23 protein-coding genes are annotated in these 22,791 nt (G+C 40.4%); 8 read left to right on the top strand and 15 right to left on the bottom strand.

Translation table 11 applies throughout. The features are described from left to right. Window position 1 precedes the first annotated feature (1 nt). The 8 genes from G6W43_RS03555 to G6W43_RS03520 all read right to left on the bottom strand — a co-directional run bounded on the left by G6W43_RS03555 (window position 2) and on the right by G6W43_RS03520 (window position 6,863). Window positions 2–517: a threonine/serine exporter family protein gene (locus G6W43_RS03555; RefSeq protein ID WP_194169164.1), complete on the bottom strand. Its 516-nt coding sequence runs from the start codon at window positions 515–517 to the stop codon at window positions 2–4. Continuing rightward, the gene (locus G6W43_RS03550) at window positions 510–1,292 is read right to left on the bottom strand and encodes a threonine/serine exporter family protein (RefSeq protein ID WP_103579192.1); all 783 of its coding nucleotides are present in this window, start codon (window positions 1,290–1,292) and stop codon (window positions 510–512) included. The genes G6W43_RS03555 and G6W43_RS03550 overlap by 8 nt, the downstream gene beginning before the upstream one ends. After that, window positions 1,276–1,755, bottom strand: coding sequence for a DUF4149 domain-containing protein (locus G6W43_RS03545; protein ID WP_021085474.1), 480 nt, complete (start codon window positions 1,753–1,755; stop codon window positions 1,276–1,278). The genes G6W43_RS03550 and G6W43_RS03545 overlap by 17 nt, the downstream gene beginning before the upstream one ends. Before the next feature lie 10 nt (window positions 1,756–1,765). Further along, window positions 1,766–2,578 (bottom strand): peptide chain release factor N(5)-glutamine methyltransferase, encoded by an 813-nt coding sequence (prmC, locus tag G6W43_RS03540; protein WP_194169163.1) that lies wholly within the window; start codon window positions 2,576–2,578, stop codon window positions 1,766–1,768. Further along, on the bottom strand, window positions 2,568–3,770 hold the full coding sequence (locus G6W43_RS03535) for a M48 family metallopeptidase (RefSeq protein WP_149722050.1): 1,203 nt from the start codon (window positions 3,768–3,770) through the stop codon (window positions 2,568–2,570). Before G6W43_RS03535 ends, prmC begins: the two co-directional genes overlap by 11 nt. Before the next feature lie 8 nt (window positions 3,771–3,778). Continuing rightward, window positions 3,779–4,891, bottom strand: a complete 1,113-nt coding sequence (locus G6W43_RS03530) for a hypothetical protein (protein ID WP_103645193.1) — start codon at window positions 4,889–4,891, stop codon at window positions 3,779–3,781. Window positions 4,892–4,894: 3 nt separating this feature from the next. Further along, window positions 4,895–6,268: a sodium-dependent transporter gene (locus G6W43_RS03525; RefSeq protein ID WP_103645192.1), complete on the bottom strand. Its 1,374-nt coding sequence runs from the start codon at window positions 6,266–6,268 to the stop codon at window positions 4,895–4,897. A gap of 154 nt (window positions 6,269–6,422) precedes the next feature. Beyond that, the gene (locus G6W43_RS03520; protein ID WP_107797060.1) at window positions 6,423–6,863 is read right to left on the bottom strand and encodes a hypothetical protein; all 441 of its coding nucleotides are present in this window, start codon (window positions 6,861–6,863) and stop codon (window positions 6,423–6,425) included. Window positions 6,864–7,025: 162 nt separating this feature from the next. On the opposite strand from G6W43_RS03520, the gene G6W43_RS03515 reads away from it, so the two are divergent. Beyond that, window positions 7,026–7,247, top strand: coding sequence for a hypothetical protein (locus G6W43_RS03515; RefSeq protein ID WP_149712190.1), 222 nt, complete (start codon window positions 7,026–7,028; stop codon window positions 7,245–7,247). 204 nt (window positions 7,248–7,451) lie between these two features. Here the strand turns inward: G6W43_RS03515 and G6W43_RS03510 are convergent, their stop codons facing one another. The 5 genes from G6W43_RS03510 to abc-f form a co-directional block, all read right to left on the bottom strand. Then, window positions 7,452–9,392, bottom strand: a complete 1,941-nt coding sequence (locus tag G6W43_RS03510) for a BCCT family transporter (protein ID WP_194169162.1) — start codon at window positions 9,390–9,392, stop codon at window positions 7,452–7,454. A 125-nt stretch (window positions 9,393–9,517) separates the two neighbouring features. Beyond that, window positions 9,518–10,963: a DKNYY domain-containing protein gene (locus tag G6W43_RS03505; RefSeq protein WP_194169161.1), complete on the bottom strand. Its 1,446-nt coding sequence runs from the start codon at window positions 10,961–10,963 to the stop codon at window positions 9,518–9,520. Then, a complete protein-coding gene (locus G6W43_RS03500) occupies window positions 10,963–12,474 on the bottom strand; it encodes a DKNYY domain-containing protein (RefSeq protein ID WP_194169160.1) in 1,512 nt (503 codons plus the stop codon). The genes G6W43_RS03505 and G6W43_RS03500 overlap by 1 nt, the downstream gene beginning before the upstream one ends. 76 nt (window positions 12,475–12,550) lie before the next feature. Beyond that, on the bottom strand, window positions 12,551–12,985 hold the full coding sequence (locus G6W43_RS03495) for a hypothetical protein (protein WP_012001585.1): 435 nt from the start codon (window positions 12,983–12,985) through the stop codon (window positions 12,551–12,553). Between the two features lies 1 nt (window position 12,986). Next, window positions 12,987–14,918 (bottom strand): ribosomal protection-like ABC-F family protein, encoded by a 1,932-nt coding sequence (abc-f, locus tag G6W43_RS03490; protein ID WP_194169159.1) that lies wholly within the window; start codon window positions 14,916–14,918, stop codon window positions 12,987–12,989. A gap of 96 nt (window positions 14,919–15,014) precedes the next feature. Between abc-f and G6W43_RS03485 the strand changes: the two genes are divergently transcribed. The 3 genes from G6W43_RS03485 to G6W43_RS03475 all read left to right on the top strand — a co-directional run bounded on the left by G6W43_RS03485 (window position 15,015) and on the right by G6W43_RS03475 (window position 17,528). Then, window positions 15,015–16,334: an MATE family efflux transporter gene (locus G6W43_RS03485; protein WP_194169158.1), complete on the top strand. Its 1,320-nt coding sequence runs from the start codon at window positions 15,015–15,017 to the stop codon at window positions 16,332–16,334. After that, on the top strand, window positions 16,289–16,972 hold the full coding sequence (locus G6W43_RS03480) for a M48 family metallopeptidase (RefSeq protein WP_148785481.1): 684 nt from the start codon (window positions 16,289–16,291) through the stop codon (window positions 16,970–16,972). The genes G6W43_RS03485 and G6W43_RS03480 overlap by 46 nt, the downstream gene beginning before the upstream one ends. Before the next feature lie 70 nt (window positions 16,973–17,042). After that, window positions 17,043–17,528 carry a tetratricopeptide repeat protein gene (locus G6W43_RS03475; RefSeq protein WP_103573912.1) on the top strand — a complete coding sequence of 162 codons (486 nt, stop codon included), beginning with the start codon at window positions 17,043–17,045 and terminating at the stop codon, window positions 17,526–17,528. A gap of 95 nt (window positions 17,529–17,623) precedes the next feature. On the opposite strand, the gene G6W43_RS03470 is transcribed toward G6W43_RS03475, so the two are convergent. Together G6W43_RS03470 and G6W43_RS03465 are read right to left on the bottom strand one after the other, a co-directional pair. Then, on the bottom strand, window positions 17,624–19,690 hold the full coding sequence (locus tag G6W43_RS03470; protein WP_194169157.1) for a TRAP transporter permease: 2,067 nt from the start codon (window positions 19,688–19,690) through the stop codon (window positions 17,624–17,626). 87 nt (window positions 19,691–19,777) lie between these two features. After that, on the bottom strand, window positions 19,778–20,719 hold the full coding sequence (locus tag G6W43_RS03465) for a TAXI family TRAP transporter solute-binding subunit (protein ID WP_107793865.1): 942 nt from the start codon (window positions 20,717–20,719) through the stop codon (window positions 19,778–19,780). Between the two features lie 598 nt (window positions 20,720–21,317). Between G6W43_RS03465 and G6W43_RS03460 the strand changes: the two genes are divergently transcribed. From G6W43_RS03460 to G6W43_RS10595, 4 genes are all read left to right on the top strand, one after another. Further along, window positions 21,318–21,617 (top strand): DUF883 family protein, encoded by a 300-nt coding sequence (locus G6W43_RS03460; RefSeq protein WP_103611876.1) that lies wholly within the window; start codon window positions 21,318–21,320, stop codon window positions 21,615–21,617. Between the two features lie 258 nt (window positions 21,618–21,875). Continuing rightward, window positions 21,876–22,112: a hypothetical protein gene (locus G6W43_RS03455; RefSeq protein ID WP_103611874.1), complete on the top strand. Its 237-nt coding sequence runs from the start codon at window positions 21,876–21,878 to the stop codon at window positions 22,110–22,112. A 110-nt stretch (window positions 22,113–22,222) separates the two neighbouring features. Beyond that, entirely contained in the window at window positions 22,223–22,453 is a 231-nt protein-coding gene (locus tag G6W43_RS03450) for a hypothetical protein (RefSeq protein WP_141090758.1), read from the top strand. A 161-nt stretch (window positions 22,454–22,614) separates the two neighbouring features. Further along, window positions 22,615–22,749, top strand: coding sequence for an ATP-binding cassette domain-containing protein (locus G6W43_RS10595; protein WP_103567193.1), 135 nt, complete (start codon window positions 22,615–22,617; stop codon window positions 22,747–22,749). Window positions 22,750–22,791: the final 42 nt, after the last annotated feature.

The raw sequence follows: 22,791 nt of genomic DNA, 5'->3' as shown, positions 1-22,791 counted from the left end.
TTCATTTGCTCTTACCAGGCTTGCCTTTAGCGCCTCTAGTTATCGTAAGTGACTGATCATAAAATAAAATAAGCACCACCGAAACGCCCACACCAAGCGCTAGCGAAACCGTCGTGGTCGTGATGGCATTATCAAAAAATATGATCAAATACTCATTTTTCTTAGCGATACTTGTCTCATTCAAAAATGAAAAAAGTGCCAAGATCCCTTTATACGCAAAAACTCCTGGCACCATCGGCAAAAGCGCTGGAAATGCGATGATCTCAGCTGGCACCTTTAGCCGTTTGGCAAAGAGCATGCCTAAAATGCCGCTCATAAAAGAGACGATGAGTGTTGCGACACTGATGTTAAAAAATCCCATCTGCATGATCCAAAAGCGGCTAGCATGCGCAAATGCAGCGAGCAAGGCGCAAAATATGAGAGTTCTTTTTGGAGGCGAGCTAGCATAGGCAAAGCCCAGCCCAGCCACCGCAGCAAAGCCAGCATCTACAAGCGTTTCACTAAAAAGCTCAAACATTTAATATCTCCGCGCTGCTAAGCGTTAGCGTGATATAGACGCCAACAGCCATGCAAAGTATAAGGATGCCCGTGCTTATGGCTCTGCTGATGCCAACAAGGGTGTTGTCATTTAGGATGTCAAAGACTGAATTTATGAGAAAAACGCCCGGCATCATAAAGAGCACAGACGAGCCTATCGCCACGTCGCTTGTATGTGTAAGCCCGTAAGATACGCCAAGATAGGCGATAAATGAGACGACAAATGATGTCAGGACGTATTGAACTTTTAAATTTACGCCCATTTTTGCAAGGGCAAATTTAAGAGTGTAGCCAACAAGCGTTGCAAAAAATATGCAAACAACTGAGCCAGCATCGCCTCCAAAAAGTCTGCAAAATGCCGCATTTGCAAGGCTTATTAAGATAAGTGAGCTAGCAAATTTATTTGCACTGACACTCATTACGCCCTCAAAACTCTCTTTAGCTTCATCTAAGCTTAAACCCTCATCTAAAATTTGCCAGCTAAGCGAGGATAGCTCGGAAATTCTGTTAAAACTAACCTGCCCTAGAGGGATCTTTCTCACATAAGTTCGGCGCAAGGAGTTATCTTGTGAGTCCATCACGCTAATGGTAAAATACTTCACAAAAATGGTCACGCTAACGTCGTAGCCGTAGTGGTTAGCTATGCGGTCGACGCACTTTTCTACGCGCGCTGTGTATGTGCCAGCGCTCACCATCGCGGTTGTGTATTCGGCTAAAAAATTCGTTAAGATTTGGATATCAGGCTTGGCGTTCATCTTGGCTGATCTTAAATTTCACAAAAAACAAAATGAGCTGCAAAACAAGCATCACTTTCATCACATATTCGCTTGCGCTGTGCATCTTGGCAAACTCTGCTGTCTGCGTCGCCTCTGCGCCAAGACTTTGAGCCTGCACGATAAAAGGCGTAAAGATAAAGACAAAGCTTAGCGCTAGGGCTAAGTTTAAAAACGAGAGCATAAATGTGCTAAATTTTAGTGAAAATGCAAGCTTTTTTCTTAGATCAAAGAGCTCGCTAACTGCCACAAATGCGCTTACAAATAGCAAAACGTAGTTAAATTTTAAAAATATCTTTGTCATCATCTGCCCACTCATAAAATGCGTCAGCACCCCCTCGCCTATGATGCTTTGTGGGAAAAATATGACTGGCGCGACCAAAATTCCAAGCGTTAGCTCAGTGCCTATCACCGCTGCTAATAGTAAAAAATAGATACTTCTCAATCTCACTCCTTTATAGTTTTAATCTCGCACAAAAGCCCCTGTCAAAGCCTGCTAAGTCCTTGTAAAACGTGCTTTTAAAGCCATTAAATTTTAGCGCCATCTCCATGCTCGCTCTTTGATCATAGCCCATCTCGCAGGCAATATTTTTTATACTGCGATTTCTAGCGATAAGGATGATGTTTTTTAAAATTTCATCTCCGACCTCTCCGCCAAATAGCGCCTCATGCGGCTCATTTATCACAAATTTATCAAGTTTATAGTCTCGTGCGATATAAGGTGGGTTTGAGACCAAGATGTCGATACCACCAGAAATTTCATCGATATATGAGCATTTTACAAAGTTGATTTTATCACTTACATTAAATTTAAGCGCATTTTTTTTAGCTAGTTTTAGAGCCTTTTCGTTTATGTCGGTGGCTACTATTTTAGCGTTTGTTTTAAGGGCTAGCATGACGCTTATTATCCCGCTGCCAGTGCCGATCTCAGCGATCTTTGGTGCTTTGTAGCTGCTTGCTATCTTTAGCACTTTATCAACTAAAATTTCAGTCTCAGGGCGCGGTATCAAAACGCCACTTTCTACCTCAAACTCCAAGCCATAAAAGCCAGCCTTGCCGGTAATGTACTCAAGTGGCTCGTAGTTTTCAAAGCGCTTTACAAGGTCAAAGTAGCCGCTCTCACCAAATTCACTCTTTTGGTTTAAAAATATCCACTCAACGCTCACGTCAAGGTAGCTCATGAGCAAAATTTTAGCCACCCTGCTTGGGTTCTCACAAAGTGGCTTTAGCCTTAAATTTGCCTCTTTAAGCGCCTCTTCAACTCTCATTTTCTAGCTCATTTATCCGCTCAAAAAGGCTTGGATGCGAGTGATAGATAAATGAGTAAAGCCAGTGCGACTTTGGAAACGCTTTGTTTTCGCTGCCAAGCTTGGTTAGGGCGTTTATCATGTCAGTTTTGTTTGAAATTTCTTTTGAAAATCTATCTGCGCCAAATTCATTTTTGCGGCTAAAGTGCGAGATGATCGGCGAAAAAAGAAAGCTAAAAATAGGCGAGAAAAGCACCAAAAAGATGATGATGCTAGCGCCATTTTGCCCTAGTCCTATCGCCTCGTATGCGCTTGTGCTCACGTTTCCAAAGATGAAAAATAGACAAAATAGCATAATGGCACTTAGCGCTATCATTTTTAGGATATCTTTATGCTTAAAGTGCCCAAGCTCGTGCCCCAAAACCGCCACGATCTCCTCGGTGCTTAGCTTTTTTATCAGCGTGTCAAAAAGCACCACTCGCTTTGTCGATCCAAGTCCGCCAAAATAGGCATTTAAGCGGTTGTCGCGCTTGCTAGCGTCTATCGTAAAAACGCCGCTACTTTTAAAGCCGCATTTTGTAAGCAAACCCTCTATCTTGCCCTTTAGTTCGCCATCTTCAAGCGGTGACATCTTGTTAAATATAGGCGCGATGAGCGTTGGATATATTAAATTTATAATTATTGCGATGCCAAAACTTAGTAAAAACGCCCAAAACCACCAAAAATCGCCAAGGAAATTTATGCAAAGAAGCACGAGCCAAACGAATGCCGAGCCAAAAATGAGCATTAGCGCTAGCGACTTTATAGTATCAACCAAAAATATCTTTGCGCTCATATTTGAAAAGCCTAGTTTTTTGTCTTTTACAAAGCTCTCGTAGATATTTAGCGGCAGATCAAGCAGCGACGAGATCAGCAAAAAGCTCATCACAAAAAGGATATTTTCAAACGTAGTGCCATCTTTTAGGCAAGCGCTTGAGAGCATCTTTAGCCCAAAGCTTATCCACGCAAAGAAAATGATGGCGTGATAGATGAGGCTAAAAATTTCAAATTTTAGGTTTGTCACGGCGGCAACTGCGGCGTTTTTGTATTCGCTCTCTTCAAGCACGACTGGCTCTTTTTTGGCTTCAGCTCTTACAAAGCCGATCTGCAAAATCGCCAAAAAAAGCTTAAAAATCACATAAAAAACATAAATAGATAAAAGTGTATAAAACATGTTCTCCCTTAAATTTTATAAAGACTAAAGCAGCCATAGTCCGTTCTAACTGCGAGCTTGCCATCTATAAATTTAGCCTCACAGCACTTTACGACATGATCTAGCGTAAATTCCGCCATCACGTTGCCACTTTTTAGATTGATAGCGTAGGCCTTGCTTTGATCTATCACCACAAGCTTGCCAGCCTCCGCGCAAAACTCGCTCGCTCTTAGGTACTCATCCTTTATCCAAGGCTGCTTTGTCATCTTTGCGCTCTTGATATCAAGGCAAAATAGCTTGTTTTCAAGATATTGTCTAAGCAAAAGCGTGTTTTCATCCAAAAAGCAAATTTTATCTAGCACGCCAAATTCTGCTCTTAGCTCGCTTAAAATTTCGCCATTTTTTGCATTTAAAATTTGCAGCTCATTTTCTTTGGTGCAAAGTGCAAGCATGCTGGCATCCGCACTAAGAGCTGCGCAAAGTATCGGCACGTGGTTTTTTGTGCTGCATTTATACTCGCCAATCTTTAAAATTAGACCTTCACAAAAGATAAAAATTTGCCCAAACATGCCAAAAACTGCCGCATTATTTGCAGAGCAGATAAAGCTAGCTATCTCGCTACTTTTTTTAACATTTTGCTCGGCTAAAATTTCACGAAATTTAGCCTCTTTTGGCTCAAAAATGTAAATTTCATGATCAAGGTCTAAAAGTAAATTTTCGTTTGCACACTGGGCGTCCCACGCAAGCGGCTTTGGCAAGGCGATCTGCTCTTTTATAGCACCGCTTCGATCAAGTTTCACTAAAATATCGCTAGGCTTGCCGCCATCTTTTTGACCGCCACTTTTATAGACATAAATTTCATCTTTTATACTGGCAAACGAGAGCGCTCCAGTGTATCCACCACCGATATAGACATGCAGACTCGCTTCACCTGTTTTTGCCTCGCTATCTTGCAATATAAAGCCCTTTTTTAGGCTCTCCCACTCTTTTTTGACGCAGGCTTTTTTAGCCTCATCAATGCTTGCAAATTCTTTTTTACTCTGCTTTGTTTTGCCACCTTTTTGGCTCACGCTCACTAAGGCTTTATCCTCTACGCTAAGTCTTAGGCGCTCACCGCTATCAAAATTTACAAGCTCACGCATATTTTACTTCAAAAAGTTGTCGTAAAAACTGCTGATAAATAGCACCAAAATGACAAAAGGCACGATAAATTTGATATAGAAAAACCAAATATTTATAAGCTTTGCGTATTTTTCACTGCCTTGCAAGATCTCTTTTTTCGCTTCATCTTTTAGCACCCAGCCGACAAATATCGCACATCCAAGCGAGGTCAGCACGAAAAATATCGTTGCACTTATCGCGTCGTATGCGTCAAAGATATTTTTACCAAAAATGCTCACGTGGCTTAGCAAATTTGTAGCCATAAGTGAGGGCAAATTCCCTAGCACGAAGATGACGCTAAGCACTAAAAATATCGCTTTTTTGCGTTTTATCTTAAATTTCTCTTGCAGCGTGGTAATGATCACTTCATATATCGGCAGCGACGTCGTAAGCGCAGCGATCATAAGCAGCGCGAAAAACGCAACCGCAAAAAATCCGCCAAAAGGCATGTGCGAAAAGACGATCGGAAGCGACTTGAAAACTAGGCTCGGGCCGCTATCTGGCGAGACGCCGTAGCTAAAGAGCGACGGGAATATCATAAAGCCAGCAAGCACGGCTATGACGGTGTTTAAAATGCCTGTGATGATAGAAATTTTAACTAAGCCTTCGTCTTTTTTCACAAAGCTTGAGAGCGTTATCATCACGCCAAATCCAAGCGAAAGCGCAAAGAAAACCTGTCCTAAAACCTCGACAAAAAGCTTTAAGCTTATCTTTGAAAAATCAGGCGTTAAGTAAAATTTCACACCCTCCATCGCACCCCCAAGTGTAATGTTTTTAGCGATCATGACGAGCATCAAGATAAAAAGCAGTGGCATTAGGTATTTCGCTGAGCGCTCGATGCCGCCAACTGCGCCTTGCACCAAGATAGCGTAGTTTACGAGCACAAAGGCAAGGGTTGCAAAGCTTATGGCAAGCGGGTTGCTAACGATATTTTGCTCGTAAAATGCGCTCGTTTGCTCAAAACTCACGATGTGCGAGAGATCAAGCAGGCCAAAGCTGATCTGCGCGATGTAGTTTAGCACCCAGCCGCCGATAACCATATAATAAGCCATGATGCCAAATGCGCCTACAAGCCCCATCCAGCCCACTATCTGCCACTTTTTGCTGATCTTTTTGCCATTTATCGTGCCGCCAAATGCATCAACGGCGTTACATTTTAGGCGCCTGCCGATGGCGTTTTCAACCAAAATCATAGGAATACCAATGACTATCATCGCTATGCAAAACACCAAAACATAGGCCCCACCGCCGTTTTGACCGACCAAGTAAGGAAACCGCCACGTCGCGCCAAAGCCGACCGTAGCCCCTGCAACAGCTAAAATGTATGTAAGTCTTGAACTCCACGATTTTCTATCCATATTATCTACCTTTGTGAAAAATTTGGATTATATAAAAAAAATGATTAAATTTTGCTAGCAAAAGGCGATGCTTGCGTGTAAATTTGACTTTTTTGCTAAATTTTAGGACTTTTATGGACGGAATTTTTATCTTTGCAGGATAATTTTAAATCTATTAATGCAAAACGCCCAATTCTACATATCCCTCCATCGCAACTAGCAAGATCCAACCCTCTTTTTGGCTGCAAAAATAGTGATGTTGCGGGACATTTTCAACCATAAATTTTAAAAAATCATAAAAGCATTCAGGCGCAAATTTAAGCTCTAGGCTAGTTAGATTGTCGCCGATATAGCCTATCTCGCTGCTTAAAATTTTACTTTGAACGCTTGCGTCTAGGCTTAGAAAATTTTTAATATCAGCAAAATTTTTATAATCAGCCGTTTTATAATCTTTTAAATTTTGTAAAAGCGGTTTTGAGCCGACAAATGTAAAATTTCGCTCTATAAAATTTGCTACATCATCGCTTTTGTGCCATTTTTGACCCAAATTTGACAAAAATGCAAGCACCTCATCATCAGCTGGTGTAAAATTTGAAACTGGACTTTTCTGGCTCATTTGTCTCCTTTTTTGTAAAGTCGCTACACCTTTGTAAAAGAGGGATTATATAAAATTTTATTTAAGCATTTAATGTAATTTTTCGACTTTGCCTATCAAAACCTGTGCGTAGCGCAGTATGTGGGTTATCATCGGGCAAGTGTCAGGCAAATTTTAAAATTTATGAACGAGCATATCACGGCTCTAAATTTAGTGCTAAACGCAGTGCAGCCTAAATTTAGTAGTCTGCTAAGGCGAGTGAGTAAGATTTTAAAATTTGCAAATTTGTTTCATCATGCAAGTGCCATACAAATTTTTAAATTCCATAAACGAGTAATTTCGGCTCTAAAATTTGAGCTAAGCGATAAGCGAAGCCAAATTTTAGTAGTCAATTCTTGCGAGTGAATGGAATTTTAAAATTTGAAAAGATAGCTTGATTAAATTTATAAATTTCTTTTATTTAAAAGGGAGACAAGGGGACTTGAATTACGAAGCCGTCCCCTTATCTCCCTTTAGATCCCTCAATCCCCTCGCACGTTAGAGGTGGCATGCAATAGTGCTGGCGCGCTGCATGCGTTTTGTTGAAAATCAATCAAATTCCATTCAAATTTACTCTCTAACGACATGTAAAAACTGCATATGTTTGCGGTATTGCTCGATGACGTCGTTTATCAGCGTAGCTTCGCTCCAGCCAAGCACGTCGTAGTCCTGACCGCCCTCTTTTAGATAGACCTCAGCTCTGTAATAAAGATCGTCACCCTCAAGCTCTCTGGTGTAGTCTGGGCTCTGGCTCTTGGTGAGATAGACGCCATATCTAAAATCCATCTCGTCGCCAAGTCCGACATTTAAATTTACAAAATTTTCGCCATTTGTGACCTTTGCTTCAAGGCCGTTTTTGGCAAATTCCTCTTTTAGCTCGTTAAAAGCTTTTAGCACGACTTCATTTAAAAATTTCTTGCCATCTTTCTTGCCTGGCAGCGTGATGATCGCACTTAGGCGCTCTTGCCACGGCTTTGAAAGATCACTAATAGGCATGTTGCTAAAGTTATTTGTCTCTTTTTTGGTTAGATCCACACGTAACGCCTTAAATAGCCCGTAAATGGCGCCAAGTAGCACTATGGAAAATGGCAGCGCAGTCGTGATCGTAAGTGCCTGAAGTGAGCCAAGACCACCAGCTAGCATCAAAAATGCCGCCACAACACCCACTGTAACGCCCCAAAAGACCTTTTGCCAAACTGGTGTATCGTCCTTGCCGTTTGAGCAAAGCATATTCATCACGATCGCCGCAGAGTCAGCGGAAGTGACGAAAAATATGACGATCATAAAGACTGCAATCGTGCTTAGCACGCCTGAGAAGCTAAATTTTTCTAAAAACATAAAAAGTGCTGAGGCTGAGTCAGAATTTACCGTGGTCGCTAGCTCGCTAAAGCCATTTTGCACAAGCGAGATCGCTGAGTTGCCAAAAAAGCTCATCCAAGCAAAGGTAAAGCCAGTTGGCACTAAAAGTACGCCGATCACAAATTCTCTGATCGTTCTGCCCTTTGAAATTTTAGCTATAAAAAGCCCCACAAACGGCGACCAAGATAGCCACCAAGCCCAGTATAGCAGCGTCCAACCGCCAAGCCAGCTCTCGTTTTGCCTCTCGTAGGCGTAGAGGTTAAAGGTATTTGAAATGAGCGTAGAGACGTAGTCGCCGCTGTTTTGCACAAACGACTTTAAAAGCTGCGTCGTATCGCCCAAAAATAGTATCAAAAACATAAAACATATAGCTAGCGCGATATTTGCGTTTGATAAGATCTTAATACCCTTATCGACACCACTTGCCGCTGAAATGGTAGCTGCAAAACAAAGCACTATTAGAAGCGTGATGTGCATGGTCGGCAGCCCAAAAACGTGCGTAAGGCCAGCATTTACCTGAAGTACGCCGTATCCTAGCGATGTCGCCACACCAAAAAGGGTCGCTACGACAGCAAATGTATCGATGGCGCTACCTATCTTGCCGTAAATTTTATCTCCGATGATCGGATAAAATGCCGATCTAAGCGTGAGTGGCAAGCCGTGCCTATATGAGAAAAAGGCAAGGATAAGCGCCACAATGGCATAAACCGACCATGCGCCCATGCCCCAGTGAAAAAATGTTATATTCAACGCAAGCTTTTGCGCTGCGATAGTTTGCGCGTCGCCAACTGGTGGGTTTAGATAGTGCATGAGCGGCTCAGCCACACCAAAAAACACTAGACCTATGCCCATGCCAGCGGCAAACAGCATAGAAAACCACGAGATATTTTTGTGCTCTGGCTTTACGTGATCAGCTCCAAGCTTGATCTCGCCAAGCTTACTAAAGCCAAGAATGATGACGCTTAGCAGTATGACGGCAACGACTAGGATATAAAACCAGCCAAATTTGGCTGCGATGTAGTTTTGCATACCCTTAAAAAACTCATTTGAGAAATTTGGAAATATCGCTGCAAATGCCGCTATTAAAAATATGACAATAAGCGATGGGATAAATACTGAATTATTAAATTTTGACCTTTGAAATTTAAACATTTTTCTCCTTTTTATAAATTTCAGTCTCGCTTTAAAATAACAAAAAAGAGTAAATAGGTCAAATTTTCTCTTTAAATTTTTATGAAATTTTAAGCTTTAGCCACCAAAAATAGCTACTTTGAAATTTATCTCAAGTCTCTTTTATCTCTCTTTGGTTTTGCAAGAGTTGTTAGTACTATGACGACAAAAGCGATGCCAAATGTGATATACAAAATGATCTTTGGCGAGTCATACTCTATCCTAGATCTTGCGACCTCTTCGCCGCTTACCTCCACTAGCTCGCCGCGTTTTATCATATCGCTGATATCTTTTGCGCTAAGCTCTTTAGATGCTCTTGTTAAAATTTCTATGACGCCAAGGTCTGCCACCTCATAAACGCTATGTCTAATGCCATAAAATGGCTTTATCTTGCTAAAAAAATAGACCTTATCGCCATTTGCATAGACCGCGCCATATTCGCCATCTTTTACCAGCCCTACCTCACGCCAAGAGCTGCTTGGGGCAAATTTATATAAAGAGACTGTTTGCGCCTCTAAGTGCCTGCCATGCTTTGAGCGCCGCCACTCTTCACCTTGCTGCAAGAAATACGCTGAACTCTCATCTACAAAAACGTCAGCATAGAGCCTTTTTAGCTCGCCTTTTAGCTGATAGTCTGAAATTTTAGCCTGCTCGTTTTTCGTGCTATCCCAAAAGTAAATTCCATCTTTGCTGGCAAAAAGAGGCCAAAACGAGTGCACGTTATCCGCGCTATAAATGGCGCTATAAGGCATATTTTGAGCGCTAAATTTACGCTCATTTGCAAACACAGCCCCACTTTTTGGCTCAAAAAGATATTCTATGTCGTGCTTATCATCATAGCATATCCGGCGCGTCTCATCTGAATATCTTGTATCAAGCCTATAAAAGCCCATAAACAAGCTTTTGCCATCTGTGTAATATCCGCTAGGAGCGCCATTTTCTGTCGTGATATATCTTAGCTCGCTAGGATCTGCGTCAAGCTTTTCGCCCTTGTAGTAAAGCGTAGCTCCATCTCTTGCAAAGCCAGCGTCAAATATAGGCTCTAAATTTGTGCTTTCAACCCTTTTTGTCCTGTAAAAATAAGGGCTATCATCGTAGCTTTTTATAAAGACGTGAGCGACGCTTTTCATAACGGCGCTAAATTCGCTAAATCCCGCCTCTTTCTCGCTTCTAGTGGCGCAATAATAGCTCATCTTGCCATCACTTATATAGCCATTGCCAAGCACTTTGGTGCTGTTTGGATCAAGTCCTGGCAAAATTTCTCTAGCACAATAGACATGATTTTTATCAGCTCCCACGTTTGAGTAGTCGTATGCGTGTTTTAGCTTTAAGACCCTAAAACTAGCCTCATCGACGCCTTTTAGCTCATACTTGCCACTGCCTGAAATTTGAACGTAAATTTTACCATCAGGCGAGCGGTAAAACTCGCTATTATCAATGTTTGCAAAGCTTCTTTGATACTCGCCCTCATGCCATAGATAAAGCATCGCCAAAACAAAAAATAGCGTCAAGATGACAAAAAGATAAAGTATCTTAGTCGCAATTTTTCTCATTATCTATAATCATCCACCCTTTTTTTAAGCTCGCTTTTTTGCTTTTTGTTTTTAAAAATAGCGCCAACCACCGACATTATAAATGCGATGGCAAGAAATATCCAGTAGGCATATTTTTGCGAGTAATCATCAAAGTCGCTTATCGCATCAATCACCACCTCGCCCTCAGCTGGCGTCATAGCGCCTTGATCTACCATTTTTACTATCTCATCAAGTTTTAAATTCTTAACATTTGGACCATAAGGACGAGTGAGAATTTCAACTACGCCAAGGTCGTTTATATCATAAACACTGCTGTTAAAACGCCAGCCATAGCCGACGTTATCAAAATAATATGTCTTATCGCCGTTTGCATAGACTGCTCCGTGGCCATCATTTCTTACAAGCCCTATCTTTCGCCACTGCTCTTTTGTATCAAGCCTTACGATACACGTGTGGCGTGAGCTTAGGCTGTGGTTATTTTTTGTATTGTGCCAAATTTCATAGGTTTTTAAAAAATATGTCTTACCATCACTTATCACCACGTCACCATATAACGGCGTTATCTCGCCTTTAAAAGGATCGTCTCCGTCTCTTACAAACTCGCCCTCATCTATGCTGTTATACCACTGCCACTTTCGCTCCCAGTGATAGATACCGCCTTTGCCACGAAAGAGCGCATGATAGGAGTGCTCATCTTTTAGGTTAAAAAGTGGCTCGTATGGGGCAAATTTTGGGTCAAATTCGTGATCATTTGCATAGACCATGCCAGAATTTGGCTCATACAGATAGTGAATGCGCCATATCTCGCCGATATCACGCATTTGCGGGCTAAATTTGATCCCTAGTTTTGTGCTGTCATAATAGACATTTTCTCCGTCAGTCGTAAAATGCATGCTCTTTCTGCCAGATGCCTGCTCGATGTATCGCATTTTGCTGGCATTTGCGCCCTCTAGCTCTTTGCCATCATGATAGACCTTTGCTCCGTCACTTGCATAGCCAAAGCCCAAGATCGCAGCTAAATTAGCGTTATCAACCTGTCTAAATTTATAGATGTGAGTTTGCGCCTTAGGGGTATTAAACATTTTATGTGAGAATATGTCCCAAAACTCTTTAAGTGCGGATATTTCAAGGTTTGTCTCGCTTTCGCTATCACAAAAGTATGTTACCTTGCCATCGCCAAAATAGCCATTGCCAAGTGCCCTAACGCCATTTGGATCAAGCCCGCTCATCACGAGATTGCCACAATACACCGCCTCATCACTAGCGCCAACATTTCTGTTGTCGTATTTGCCGGTGTCAATGTATCTAAATTTACTGGCTTTCACGCCTATTAACTCAAATTTACCGCCGCTTGGCACCATGGCATAGACCTTGTCATCTTTGACGTAAAAATAGCTATTATTTAACTCTTTACTATCGCCAATGTCGTCATCTAAAATAGAAACTAACCCAAAGATAAAAAAGTAGGTAGCAAAAAATATCACAACAATGGCGATTATTACTGAGATTAGCGGATGTTTTTTTAGCATTTTAGCCCCATTTCAAACAAATTTAGCGACCTCATCATGGCGCAAAAACCTTTCATAAATTTAAATTTCAAAGTACCTATCCAAATATAAAATATCTAAATATCAAAAACCTAAAATATACAAATTTACCCATCAAAAACAAAAAACAAGCAGCTGCCAATGTAATAATAAGCCTAATAATATCAAATTCCAGCGTAACCCCGTAATAAATAAAGACTGACGCAATAAAGCATAAATAAAAATAACAAAGCATGAAGATCAAATTTGCAATCCTTGCAAAAACTCCTGACTCTTTGCTGCTTTTTGCTATTAACCTAATAATATCTATCTTATTTAAAAAACCAACCTTGTTATATTTTATCTCGACTAGATCGCCTACTTCATATTTTTCTATCTCTGGTGAAAACACCCCGCTAAATCTCTCTTTACCTATCAAAAGGCTCATGCTTGTGGCTAAATTTTGTCTAACAACTCTTCTATTTAGCGCGCTTATCCTACCGATCTTTTTCAAGCTACTCTAGCTCCTCGGCGATCTCAAGCACTTCAAAATACTCATTTTCTAGGCTTTCAAGCTGGGCTTTTGCCTTTTCAAGCTCTTCATAAAGCTTAGTAAGCCCCACTTCTTGATAAATTTTAGGATCGCTAAGCCCCTCATTTAGCTCGGCCACTCTTGCTTCAAGGGCTGAAATTTTATCTGGATATGTGTTTAAAATTTGCGTTTGTTTGTAGCTTAGCTTTGCGCCAGATTTACTCTTTTGCTTGGCTTCATTTTGGCTATTTGCTAGCTCTTTTTCAAATTTATCAAGCTCTTTCATCTCATCTTCAAGCTCCAAATAGACGCTATACTCCTCATGCAAGACATTTATCTTTGTCCCCTCAAACGCCCAGAGCTTATTTGCCATCTTATCGACAAAATATCTATCGTGGCTAACTAGCAAGATCGCCCCCTCAAAGCTTTGCAAGTAGTCCTCTAAAATGTTGATAGTTGCGATATCAAGGTCGTTTGTCGGCTCGTCAAGCACCAGCACATCGTAAGTTTTGGTAAAAAGCATCGCAAGTGCGACACGGTTTTTCTCGCCGCCACTTAAAACGCCTATCTTTTTATCTAAAAACTCCTTTGGAAAGAGGAAATTTTTAAGATAGCCATAGACATGCATATTTCGCCCACGAACCAGCACGTGGTCGCCGCCATTTGGGCAAAATGTCTCTATTAGGCTCTTGTCATCATCAAGGACATTTCTAGCTTGATCAAAGTAGCCGATGCTCACCTCACCTCTTTTTATCTCTCCACTACTTGGCTTTTCAAGCCCTAGCAAAATTTTAAGCAGCGTGCTCTTTCCACTGCCATTTCGCCCAACTATGGCGATCCTCTCGCCCTGCAAGATTCTTGCGTCAAATTTTTCAAAAAGCACCTTGCCATCTATGCTTTTGCCTAAATTTTTAAACTCAAAGAGCATTTTTTTGCGGTTTTGGCTCTGTGTTTGGTTGAAATTTTTACTCGCTCGCTCCAGCTCAAGCCTCACGCGCCTTATCACACCTGGGTTTTTCTTAGCCTCCTCGCGCATGGCTAGCACCCGCTCTTTTCTGCCCTCATTTCGCTTTAGCCTAGCTTTTACGCCGCGCCTTAGCCACTCCTCTTCAGCCTTTAGCTGCTTTAGTAGCGTCTCATGCGACTTTGCAAGGCTTGCTAAAATTTCCTCTTTTTTGGTTAGATAGTTTGCATATCCGCCCTCGAAATTTTTTAAGCTTGCATCCTCGACCTCAACGCACCTAGTTGCCAGCGCATCGATAAAGTACCTATCGTGGCTTATAAAAACTATGCTTTGATTTGAGCTTTTAAGCATATCTTCAAGAAATTTGACCATATAGACATCAAGGTGGTTTGTAGGCTCATCAAGCAGCAGCACATCTGGCTTTTTAAGGATAAGAGCACCCAGTGCCACGCGCCTGATCTCGCCACCACTTAGCGAGCAAATGGGTCTGTTTTCATACTCTTTTAGCTTAAATTCTTGCAAAATTCGCTCGATCTTGTGCTCGATATTCCAGCCATCTTTTGCTTCTATAAATTTCAAAAGCCTCTCTTGCTCTTTTAAAATTTCTTTATTTTCAGGCTCATTTGCTAGCAAGACGCCACTTTTTTCATACTCGCTTATCGCGTCAAATATCTCTTTTAGCTCGTTATTTAGCGCATCTCTTACGCTAAAAGTGGCGTTAAAATTTGGATTTTGCGCTAGCATCTCGACGCTTATTAAGCTCTGCACTATGCGTCTTCCACTATCAGCTGCCACCTCGCCAGAGATGATCTTCATAAGCGTGCTCTTGCCGCTGCCGTTTTTACCGATGATCGCTATCTTTTCATTTTCATTTACGCTAAGGCTTACGCTGTTTAAAATTTCATTTGCACCAAATTTTTTACTTACGTCTATTAGGTCGATTAATGCCATTTTTCTCTCAAATTTTAAATTTTTTGGATTATATCAAAAGGGAGCTAAAACCTAATTTGGCTATAATCGCCCCAAAATTTAAAAAGGGAGAAATTTATGAATCTTTCTATGAAAAAACTGGTCGTCCCTATATTTCTAGATATGTTTTTGCACTTTATAACGCTCATCATAAACACCTACATGGTGACAAAAGTGAGCGTGCATCTAGTTGGCGCCATGGGTGCGGGCAATCAAGTGATGGACCTTTTTATGACCATTTTTAACTTCTTAAGCATGGGCTGCTCAGTCGTCGTCGCACAAGCTCTTGGAGCAAAACAAAACGAGCTAGCCTCAAGCGTCATACACGCAAGTATCACGTCAAATACGATCTTTGGCATCTTTTCAGCCATCATCATCTACGTCTTTGGCTACAACATCTTAAATTTATTAAACGTGCCAAGTGATCTCATAAACGATAGCTTCTCATACCTTCACATCCTTGGCTTTGCATTGCTCTTTGATGGCATCGGCATGGTGCTAGCTGCGGTGCTTCGCGTCTATAATCTAGCAACTGCTGTGATGCTAACTTCAGTTTTAATGAACATCATCACCATCTTTGGCAACGCCATCGCTCTTTTTGGCTGGTTTGATCTGCCAAATTTAGGCTTGCAAGGTGTCGCTATCTCGACATTTGTGGGCAGACTAATAGGTGTTTTTGTCCTACTTTACATGCTCATACGCGTGGCAAAAGTTAGAATTTATCTTAGCAAACTGCTTGTCGTGCCGTTTGGAATTTTAAAGAAAATACTCTCAGTTGGCTTGCCAAGTGCTGGAGAAAATTTACTCTGGATGGCGCAATACATGGTCGCATTTAGCTTTATCGCGAGCATGGGCGAGGCAACTCTTAGCGTGCAGACTATCTACTTTCAGATCACACTTCTTATCTTGCTTTGCGGAGCTAGTATCAGCGTGGCAAACGAGGTCATCGTGGGACATTTGGTTGGGGCAAGCGAGTTTAACGAGGCCTATACAAGAACTTTTAAAGCCTTGTGGCTTGGCATTTCTATCACGCTCGTCGTCGTTTTGATCGCCTACGCCTTAAAGTATAAGATCATGGACGCGCTAAATTTAGATGAGGGCTTGCGCAAGATAATGCTACCACTCTTTACCCTCTCGATCGTGCTAGAAGCTGGCAGAACCTTTAACATCGTCATCGTAAATGCCCTTCGTGCAAGTGGCGACGCGAAATTCCCGCTAGCGACTGGGCTTATCTTTATGTGGGGGCTTTCGCTGCCGCTTGGATATTTCTTAGGCATACACCTTGGCTGGGGTATCATTGGCGTTTGGATAGGATTTTGCGCTGATGAGTGGCTAAGAGGCCTTGCAAATACATGGCGCTGGAGAAGCAAAAAGTGGCAAGAAAAACGCCTAGTTTGAGGCAAAAGAGCTTAAATTTAGACTTTTATGGCTTAAGCGTTTTAATAAATTTTAAAACAAATGTAAAGGCTATGCGATTAAGAGTTGGTAAGGACGCTAAGATCACGCTTTCTATGCCATTTTACAGCACACAAAAGATGGCTCTTAGCTTTCTTGAGACGCACAGAATTTGGCTTGAAAACTCATATAAAAAAGCTCTTTTAAATTTACCAAAAGATGATGAGATGAAATTTCTTGGACAAATTTATAAGATCAAATTTGATGAGAGCGTAAAACTGCCATTTTTTGAAGATAAATTTATCATAACGCCAAATTTAAAGGCACTTGAGCGCTTTAAAAAAGCAAGAGCAAAAGAGCTATTTTTAGAGCTTGTAAGCTACTATCAGCCTCATATCAATAAGCCAGTTAGTCGCATCGTCATAAGAGATAGCAAAACTCGCTGGGGCAGCTGCAACCACAAAAAAGGCTATATAAACTTAAGCCTAAGGCTTATAGAAAAGCCACTCTCTGCCGTGCGATATGTCGTGCTTCACGAGCTTACTCACCTGCTCTATCCGCATCATCAAAGCAGTTTTTATAAATTTATAGAAGCCATCATGCCTGATTACAAAGAGCAAGAGCAAATTTTAAAATCATAATTATTTTTCATCAAGTAAGTGTAAATTTAATATGTTAAAATTGCACATTACTTTACAAAAGGAAAATTTAATGAAAAAAATGATTTTTATCTCGCTTCTTGCAGCTTGCGCTCTAGCAGGCGACTTTGAAGATGGCTTGAAGGCTTATGCTGACTCAAATTTCACTGAGGCTTTGTCTAAATTTGAAGCAGGATGCGCAGCAAATGACGCAAGATCATGTGCAAAAGCAGGTGCGATCTACCAGCTTGGCAAAACTGATGTGCCAGACAGTAATAAAGCGTTAGAGTTTTACAACAAAGCTTGCCAAGGTGGCGAAAAAGAGGGTTGCTCAGCAGCTGGTGGAATTTATCTCGATAACGATCCACAAAAAGCAAGAGAGCTTTTTAACAAAGCTTGCGAGCAAAACGACGGCTACTCTTGCGGCATGATAGGCTCGATACTAATAGAAGCTAAGAAATTTAAAGAGGCTTACACCTTCTTAGAAAAAGGCTGCAAACTAAGTGATAAGATGTCTTGCGAGTTTGCGGGCGATCTAAAACGCTCAAAACAACTTTGATCTTTAGGCTTTAAAAGCCTAAATTCTCACTTTTTACAAAATCACTAGAAATAAATAAATTTAAAAAGTTTAGGCAAGAGAGCTCTTGCCTAATGTTAAATCGCTCTTATTTGATCAAGCGGTTTATCTTTTATGCCCCACTGAGTCATAAAGACAAAACCATAAAGAGCTGCTGCTACGATGTAGGCTGTGTATTCGTTTGGCATTAGTCCAAATTTCACGCAGATGTTTGGCACAAGAGCTAGAGGCACGACTGGGATAAGTAGCACTCTCTCCCAAATCCTAAGCTTTGTGACGTAGTATCCTTGAAGCAAGCTTGAAAAGGCAAACATCCCCACGATCGCCATACCAAAAACAAGTAAAATTTCAAGTGGGTTGCTCATCCAAACGATACCTTTTGAATCAAGCGGATCGCTCGTGTTTATGCTTTCAATTAGCATAAGTTTGTTGTTAAAGAAAAAGGCAAATGGCAAGATCGCCGTTCTTAGATCGTAAAAGAACCCTTGCACGCCAACGGTTATCGGATTTGCTTTAGCAATACCCGCTGCTGCATAGGCTGCGATGCCAACTGGCGGCGTATCATCGGCTAAAATTCCAAAGTAAAATACAAAAAGATGCACGGCTATAGCGGGGATCAAAAAGCCATTTTTATGCGCCAAAAACAAGATAACTGGCGCAACAAGGCTTGAGACGACGATGTAGTTTGCTGTCGTTGGAAGCCCCATGCCAAGGATGAGCGACATAAGAGCTGTTAAAACTAGGATCATCATGATGTTATCGCCTGCTAAAAGCTCGACTAGATCAGAAAGCACCTGACCAAGTCCAGTAAGCGAGATAGAGCCCACGATAATGCCAGCAAGTGCGGTTGCGATGGCTATTGTAGTCATGCTCTTTGCAGCTGCGACCATCGCCCAAAATATATCTTCAAAACCAAGAAGCACGTCGCTTAGCCCTACTTTTTCGCCACTTGCTAGCTTTTTAGTTGGCTCTTGAAAGATCATTATCAAAAATAAAAATCCAATCGCATTAAACGCTGCAGCTATGGCTGACTCTTTTGCTATTAAAAGCGTATAAAGCAAGATCAAAATAGGCGTTATATAGTGAAGACCGCTAACGAAAATTTTAAATCTTGAGTGAAATTCGCTCTGATTTATGCCTTTTAGTCCAAGCTTGACGCTCTCTAGATGCACGATGAAAAATAGTGACAAATAACAAGCAAATGCTGGAATGACCGCTGCCATCATGACATTTGTATATGTCATACCTAAAAACTCAGCGATGATAAAAGCAGCCGCACCCATGATAGGTGGCATGAGCTGTCCATTTACACCAGCTGCAACCTCGATAGCACCAGCTTTTGTGCGTGAAAGACCAGCTTTTTTCATAAGCGGAATGGTAAATGTACCAACAGTTACTACGTTTGCTGTTGAGCTGCCTGAAACCATGCCTGTTAGGCCACTTGCGATGACCGAGGCCTTAGCTGGGCCGCCTCTATATTTACCAAGAAGTGAGAAGGCTAAATTTATAAAGTATTGTCCAGCGCCTGCTCGCTCTAACAATGAACCAAAAAGAACAAAAAGGTAGATAAAACTAACGCTAACGCCGATAGGCACGCCAAAGACGCCCTCAGTTGTCAAAAACATGTGTCCTGCGATCTTTTCAAAGCTAGCGCCTTGGTGAGCGATGATGTCTGGCATATAAGGGCCAAAGTGATCATATATCAAAAATAATATACAAATGATAGGAAGTGCTGGCCCCATGACACGCCTGCCAGCCTCAAGCAAGACGATGATCGCTAAAAACGATATGACGATATCTTGAGTGATGTAGTCCCCTGTCCTATCAGCTAGCTCATAAAAATAAACCGCTGGATAAAGTACGGCGACAACACCTACCACGCAAAAAACTAGGTCGTAAAACGGCAAACTTGAGTGAGCCTTTTTATGAAAAGTGACTGGATATAGCAAAAATACAAGCCCAACCGCAAAGGCTAGGTGCACTGAGCGTGAGATGTTAGTATTTAGTGGGAAATACGCTATATAAAGCTGAAAAACCGACCAAGAGAAGCACACAAATGCGATGAAATAGTTGTAAAAATTGCTATTTATCTCTCTTGTCTTTACCTCGACAAATTGTTCTTCGTTGTCATTAACTTCGTTCATCTTTCTCCTTTAAAATTTAAATATATAAATTTAGAAGAAATTTGCATATTTAAATTTTATCCAGAGGCAAAAGCCCCTGGAAATGTATTATTTTAAGATACCAGCCTCTTTAAACGCAGCCTCTGCAGCTGGGTGAAGCGGAGCTGAAAGACCTTGGACGAGATCCTCTTTATTTACTGATTTTAGCGCTGGGTGAAGAGTTTTATACTCATCAAAGTTGTCTAAAATAGCTTTTATCACAGCTTTTACAGCCTCATCTTTTGTATCCTTGTTGGTTACCAAAACAGCTTTTACGCCGATAGTATTTACATCGTGATCGACGCCATCATAAGAGCCTTTTGGGATCACACCTTTTGCAAAGTATGGTTTTTCTTTAAGAAGGTTATCGATCTCGCTGCCTTCGATATTTAGGATATCAATAGGCAAAGATGTCGCTGCATCAGTGATGTTTGCAGTTGGGTGACCGACGACAAAGCTATATCCGTCTATTTTTTTATCTTTTAGTGCGTGTGGGCATTCGCCAACTGTTAAAACGCCACGATATCCTAGTTTTGAAACGTCAAAGCCTTTTGCCTTAAAGACTTCAAGTGTGCTCACTTCGTTGCCGCTGCCTGGGTTGCCGACGTTGTATTTTTTACCTGCAAATGAAGAGAGATCGCTTGTTAGACCGCTATCTTTTGCTACAACAAATGCAAGAAGCTCTGGATAGATCGCAACTACTGAGCGTAAATTTTCATCTTTTGCTCCGTCAAATTTGCCAGTGCCGTTAAATTTGTCATAGACGACGTCGCTTTGAACAAAGCCAAAAGTAAGCTCTTTTTTAAGGACGTTATTTACGTTATAAACAGAGCCGCCAGTTGATTGAACAGAGCATTTTACATCGGTGTTTTTGTTTGCCAAACGGCAGATCGCTCCACCTATCGGATAGTATGTACCTGTCATGCCGCCAGTGCCGATACTGATAAATTCTTTTGCTGAAAGTGTTGTTGCCAAAAGCAATCCAGCAAGTGCCAAAGAAGTAGTTTTCATCTAAAATCCTTTCAAAAAATTTAAGGCTATTTTATTCTATAAATTTAGCTTTGTATCTTTTTGTTATGATATTTTTATGCCATTTTGGTAAAATTGCAACTATTCTACACAATCAAGGCTTAAAAAAATATTTTCTTAAGAATAAATTTATATTTCTTTATAGGGCGATTTGATTTTAATAAAACAAGAGCCCAAATATTATTTTTATAGCATGTACGATAATAACTTACTTAGTAAACTCAAATTGAGTTTACTGTAAGGTCTTGGCAGACGGCCAATATTTTTATTCTCATAATAAAATAAAAATATAAAAGCTCAGACAAATCATTATCTCTAAAAACTATTTTCATAGATAAAATATCTAAGTTTTGCATAGTAATTTAATAAAATATATTAAAAATAATTAAAGGTATAACACTAAGAATTTTGAAAGGATATCGGAATACCTTATGGTGACTTTTAGTTATTAACGGAACATAGAATAGCATCATACCACCAATGAGATTATTTGAATTGCTAAATTTATTAACCATTAAGTAACATTATATATAATTATACGAGAGCTTCAGCTCAAAACAATATTAATAAAGGAGTCCTAATGGCTACTCAAGAGGTAAATTTAGAGTCTTTAAAAAAAGACTTAGATTCTTTGAAAGCAGATTTTAAAGATGTTATGAAATCTATCAAAGATATGGGTGCAGAGCGTGCGGAATCCACTAAAGATAAAATTTTAGACCAACTAAATATCGATGAGATCAAAAAATACATAGATGATCTAAAATCAAAAGGCAAAGACGGCATAGAGAACGTAAACGACGCAATAAAAGAAGATCCGATTAAAAGCATTGCTATTGCTGCCGGAGTTGGATTTTTAGCTGCCTGGTTATTAAAAAAATAATGGCGAGCATATCTGAATTTATAGTATCCGTGGTTGAGCTTATAGATGCTCAAGCTGACGATATTAGGTGTTCTTTTTTAAAGAGTGCCAATTCAGTTGTACTCAATATAATTGTGGGTGTGATTTGCATCATAGGCTTAGTATTCTTTTTGCTAGGCCTGCACACGCTCATTGAAAAAACTATTGGGGAAATTTGGGCGTATTTTGCATGCTCTGCTGTGGCTTTTTTATTTTCAATTATCATATACAAGGTATTCCGTGCAAAGTGATATAACAAAAGAAAAGCTAAGAATAGTAGTATCGATGCTAGAGAACAAAAACACAGATAAAAAAAAGCTAAAACTCGAAGAGGCTAAGCTAAATTTATTACTAAATGATCCATTACCAAACTTTTCAACAGAACTCAACCTAATCAATCGAGGCAATATTAAGCAGGCTTTGATATCAATAATAGATAAAAATTTTATAATACCTACCTTAAGAAAATTTCTATAAAAACTAATTTTTTATACTCTTTTCTTACTTTTGATAAAAAAATTAATAAATTTTAGATATAATTAGCTATATACTTTCAAGAGATGACCGTGTTGCTGAAAGCGAAGATCTTGAAAACCGTTTTAAGGCATAAAAGATTGCCAAATTCTGCCCAAGCGCCATCTCTTAAAAACAAAGGAGTAAATATGCGTTATTTTCTAACACTGTTGTGCGCTGCCTTTTTTATGGTTGGCTGTTCCAATACTTGGCATGGCGCCAAAGAAGATACTGGCAATGCAGTCGAGTGGTCAAAAGACAAAGTTAACAAAGGTGCTACCTACGTTAAAGACAAAACAGAATAATTTTTGTTTTTAATTTAAACGTAGATATTAATTCATTATCCAGTGGGTTGAACTTCAATAGTTCGACCCATATAATTTTTCCTATTATATTTTATCTTTCTTTTATATAATCATATTTATAGTCTTCTTTAAAAGCCAAAAATTTACAACAAGAGAATGAAATTTTAAAAGATCTAAATTTAAACATCGCCCAAAACAAGATCATCTGCCTAATGGGCAGCTCAGGATATGGCAAATCGACATTTCTTTCAGCGCTAAATGGCTTTTTGGAGCAAAAAGGCTTGGCGGCAGGATAGTCCGCATAGTGGATAAGAAATTTGCATTTTAAAAGAGCTAGA

Origin of the sequence: Campylobacter concisus, from assembly GCF_015229965.1 — a bacterium.
Taxonomy (GTDB): Bacteria; Campylobacterota; Campylobacteria; order Campylobacterales; family Campylobacteraceae; genus Campylobacter_A; species Campylobacter_A concisus_BD.
The sequence above is the reverse complement of the archived record's forward strand: the minus strand, read 5'-3'. Positions and strand labels throughout refer to the sequence as shown.